Source organism: uncultured Streptococcus sp., from assembly GCF_905372115.1.
Lineage (GTDB): Bacteria > Bacillota > Bacilli > Lactobacillales > Streptococcaceae > Streptococcus.
Window position 1 is genome coordinate 1 of record NZ_CAJPNR010000079.1, and the last position, 3,292, is coordinate 3,292.

The following is a 3,292-nucleotide window of genomic DNA, read 5'->3' on the forward strand; positions in this document are numbered from 1 at the left end:
GAATAATCCTTCGGAGCAAATAGAGATGTGGAAAACCATATCAAGGAACCTATCTCTGTTTTGGAGAAATAAAAAAAGATTTGGCAGGAGCACTCCTGACATTTAAAATTAAAGAGAGGAGAAAAAACATGACTTTTGAATATGAAAGCAAGATTTATCTAGGAGAGGTGGCACTTTATGTGGCTGACTTAGCAAGACAAAGGGATTTTTATCAGCGCGTTTTAGGCTTGGAACTTTTGGAAGAGCAGGATGGAGAGGTGGCTTTGGGCAGGGACGGACAAGTTCTGGTGAGGCTTTTAGCAACCAGTGACCGGCAGACCGTCAAGTCTGCTTACGGTCTTTATCATCTGGCACTCTTGCTTCCAAGTCGTCAAGCTTTGGCGGATATCCTTAAGCATTTATCAGAAAATAAAGTACCTATGGTTGGAGGAGCGGACCACGGTTATAGTGAAGCCATTTATCTGGAGGACCCAGAAGGCAACGGCATTGAGCTTTATCGGGACAAGCCTCAGGCTGATTGGGATATTCGAGAAGATGGCCGCATTATCGGAGTGACGGAAGCGCTCGCGGCTCAAGAAATCTATGAACTGGGTCAGGAAGTCCAACCGTTTAGTATTGCTAAAGGCACTCGTATGGGCCATGTCCATCTATCTGTGAAAAATAGCAGAGCAACCAGTCATTTTTACCAAAAGCTTCTATGCTTGGAGGACAAATTTTCTGTACCTTCTGCTAGCTGGCTGGCATCTGGAAAATACCATCACCATTTAGCCGTTAATGAATGGGGAGGTTCTCACTTGAATCATCGTCAACCTAAACAACAGGGACTAGCATATTTTGAGGCGCAAGTGGAAGGAAAAGAAGACCTAGTAGCTATTTATGAAAATGCTCTGGACTTGCAGGCACCAGTCCGATGGATTAGCTCCCAAGAGCTAGAAGTCACAGACCCAGATGGGATTGTGGCTAAGCTTCAAGTCACATAGTTAAATACGATGTCATCCCCCATCTGCTAAAGATAGGGGGATTTTGTTTTTCTGATGAGAAAGCCAGATTGTTATATTTCCGCTTCCAAAATGATGGTATAATAACTAAAAGAAAGGTGGAGAAATGTTAGCTAAAAATATAATCTATTTAGAAACGTCATCTATCTTTGACTGGGGACAAATCATTTCCTACTTATCAAGAGAGGAAAAGGAAGTGATGTACCAAGTTGCAAATGACAGAATTAAGCGCTTGTTTAAAGTTGAAAATGAATTTTATCTTTGTACGATTTTTTACAATGAGCAAGTTCAAGAGATATGTATCCAGGCAGAAAATCAGACTATTTTTTCTGCTGAGGCTAGAAAAGTTATTAGCAATTTTGTCAGAGATTGGTTGGATTTAGATCAGTCGTTAGATAACTTTTATCAGTTTGCACAAGAAGATGATATTTTATCTCCTTTAGTTCAGAAATTTTACGGACTTCGTTTGATTGGTGTCCCAGATTTTTATGAGGCTATTACTTGGGGAATTTTAGGACAGCAGGTAAATCTTGCTTATGCTTATACCCTAAAAGAACGTTTTGTCAAGAAATATGGCGAAGCTTTTCACTATAACCATGAAACTTACTGGCTTTATCCAAAGCCAAAGATGGTCGCGAATAGTATGGCTGAGGAGTTATTGGAGTTGCAAATGACTCGTAAAAAAGCAGAATATTTGCAAACAATATCAAAGCTCTTGTATCAGGGCACCATTTCAAGAAGTTATTATCAAAAGTTAGATACAGCTGAGCAAATTGAAAAAGAGCTGCTTAAACTTTATGGTGTCGGTCCGTGGACGGCTCATTATGTGATGATGCGATGTTTTCGTATCCAATCGGCTTTTCCGATGGCTGACATTGGATTGCAGAATGGCATATCTTATATACTTGGTTTAGATGAGAAACCGTCTAAGGAATTGCTGTTAAAGTTAAAAAATGAGTGGGGAACATGGTGTTCATATGCAGTTTTTTATATTTGGCGTTTGCTTTATTAGTTGATTATCATCGAAAAGGAGAAGAAATGTACATAACTTATTACAAATCCCCAATCGGCCGTATTCTCATTATGACGGACGAAACTGCCCTGCTGGGGCTGTGGCTGGAAGGACAGAAATATTATGGCGCAGGCTATGATTTGGAGCAAGCACAGCAGGAGGAAACAGAAGTAAGCCAACGCGTTGTTGCATGGCTAGATGCTTATTTTAAGGGGGAAAATTCTCCAACAGATGAGATTCTACTGGCACCTCAAGTGACTGAATTCAGAAGCAAGGTTCTGGCAGTGTTGCAGAAGATTTCCTACGGTCAGACGGCTACCTATTCAGATATTCTACGAGAGTTACAAGCCGAGTATGGTAAGATTGGTTCGGCCAGAGCAGTCGGAGGTGCGATTGGGCATAATCCTATTTCTATTTTAATTCCCTGTCATCGGATCGTTGGAAGCGATGGCGAGCTGACGGGTTATGCCGGCGGACTTGATAAAAAAGCTTACCTGCTGAAGCTGGAGGCGAGGAAATGATGGCGTTAGGACATATGGCTGAAGATTGGGAGTGGGAGGCTATTAAAAGTAATAACAGTGATTATGATACGTTTTTTTGGTATGGTGTTAGAAGTACCGGAATTTTCTGTCGTCCCTCATGTGCCTCTCGTCTTCCCAAAAAAGAAAATGTAACGATTTTTCAAAAAGCAGAGCAGGCAGTTGAAGCAGGATATAGACCATGTAAACGATGCCGTCCACTAGGAAAGCCGGTTAGCAAAGAGGAGTGGGTAGAAGAAATTGATCATATTTTAAAAGGATATTTCCAGCAAAGTTTAACTTTGAAAGATTTAGCTTTTATGGCAAAAGGCTCTGAGTCTTATCTTCGGCATGTCTATAAGAGTGTGACTGGAAAAACACCACAAGAACGTTTACGCGAACTTCGGTTAGAATACTCTAAAGAAATACTAATCACCACTAATCTCTCAATACAAGAAGTTGCAGAGCATTCAGGTGGCCTGCATGCAGCCTATTTCGCAAAATTATTTCGGAAGACTTACGGAGTGAGTCCGATGGAGTATAGAAAACGACATTATAAATAAGAGTATAATGAATTCTCATGATGTTACAGCGTAGATTTTAATAGCGAATACCTGTTGGTAATAAATACTTATTGAAAACCAATTGTCAAATAAGAAAGGAGATTTTTACTATGTCTAAACAAATTGTAGCCCCGATTCAATTGCGCCACGGTGCCAAATTAACCAACCGTTTGGTGCTGTCCCCTATGTATACTTTCAGTG

Annotated in this window: 4 protein-coding genes; all 4 read left to right on the plus strand. The window is 40.6% G+C overall.

What is annotated here, in order from left to right:
- The first annotated feature begins 128 nt into the window (after positions 1–128).
- Positions 129–980: a VOC family protein gene (locus tag QZ169_RS11490; protein ID WP_295507161.1), complete on the plus strand. Its 852-nt coding sequence runs from the start codon at positions 129–131 to the stop codon at positions 978–980.
- Between the two features lie 124 nt (positions 981–1,104).
- Positions 1,105–2,010, plus strand: a complete 906-nt coding sequence (locus QZ169_RS11495) for a DNA-3-methyladenine glycosylase (RefSeq protein ID WP_049540661.1) — start codon at positions 1,105–1,107, stop codon at positions 2,008–2,010.
- Positions 2,011–2,036: 26 nt separating this feature from the next.
- On the plus strand, positions 2,037–2,531 hold the full coding sequence (locus tag QZ169_RS11500; RefSeq protein WP_295507164.1) for a methylated-DNA--[protein]-cysteine S-methyltransferase: 495 nt from the start codon (positions 2,037–2,039) through the stop codon (positions 2,529–2,531).
- Positions 2,528–3,091: a bifunctional transcriptional activator/DNA repair enzyme AdaA gene (locus QZ169_RS11505; protein WP_295507166.1), complete on the plus strand. Its 564-nt coding sequence runs from the start codon at positions 2,528–2,530 to the stop codon at positions 3,089–3,091. Before QZ169_RS11500 ends, QZ169_RS11505 begins: the two co-directional genes overlap by 4 nt.
- Positions 3,092–3,292 lie beyond the last annotated feature (201 nt).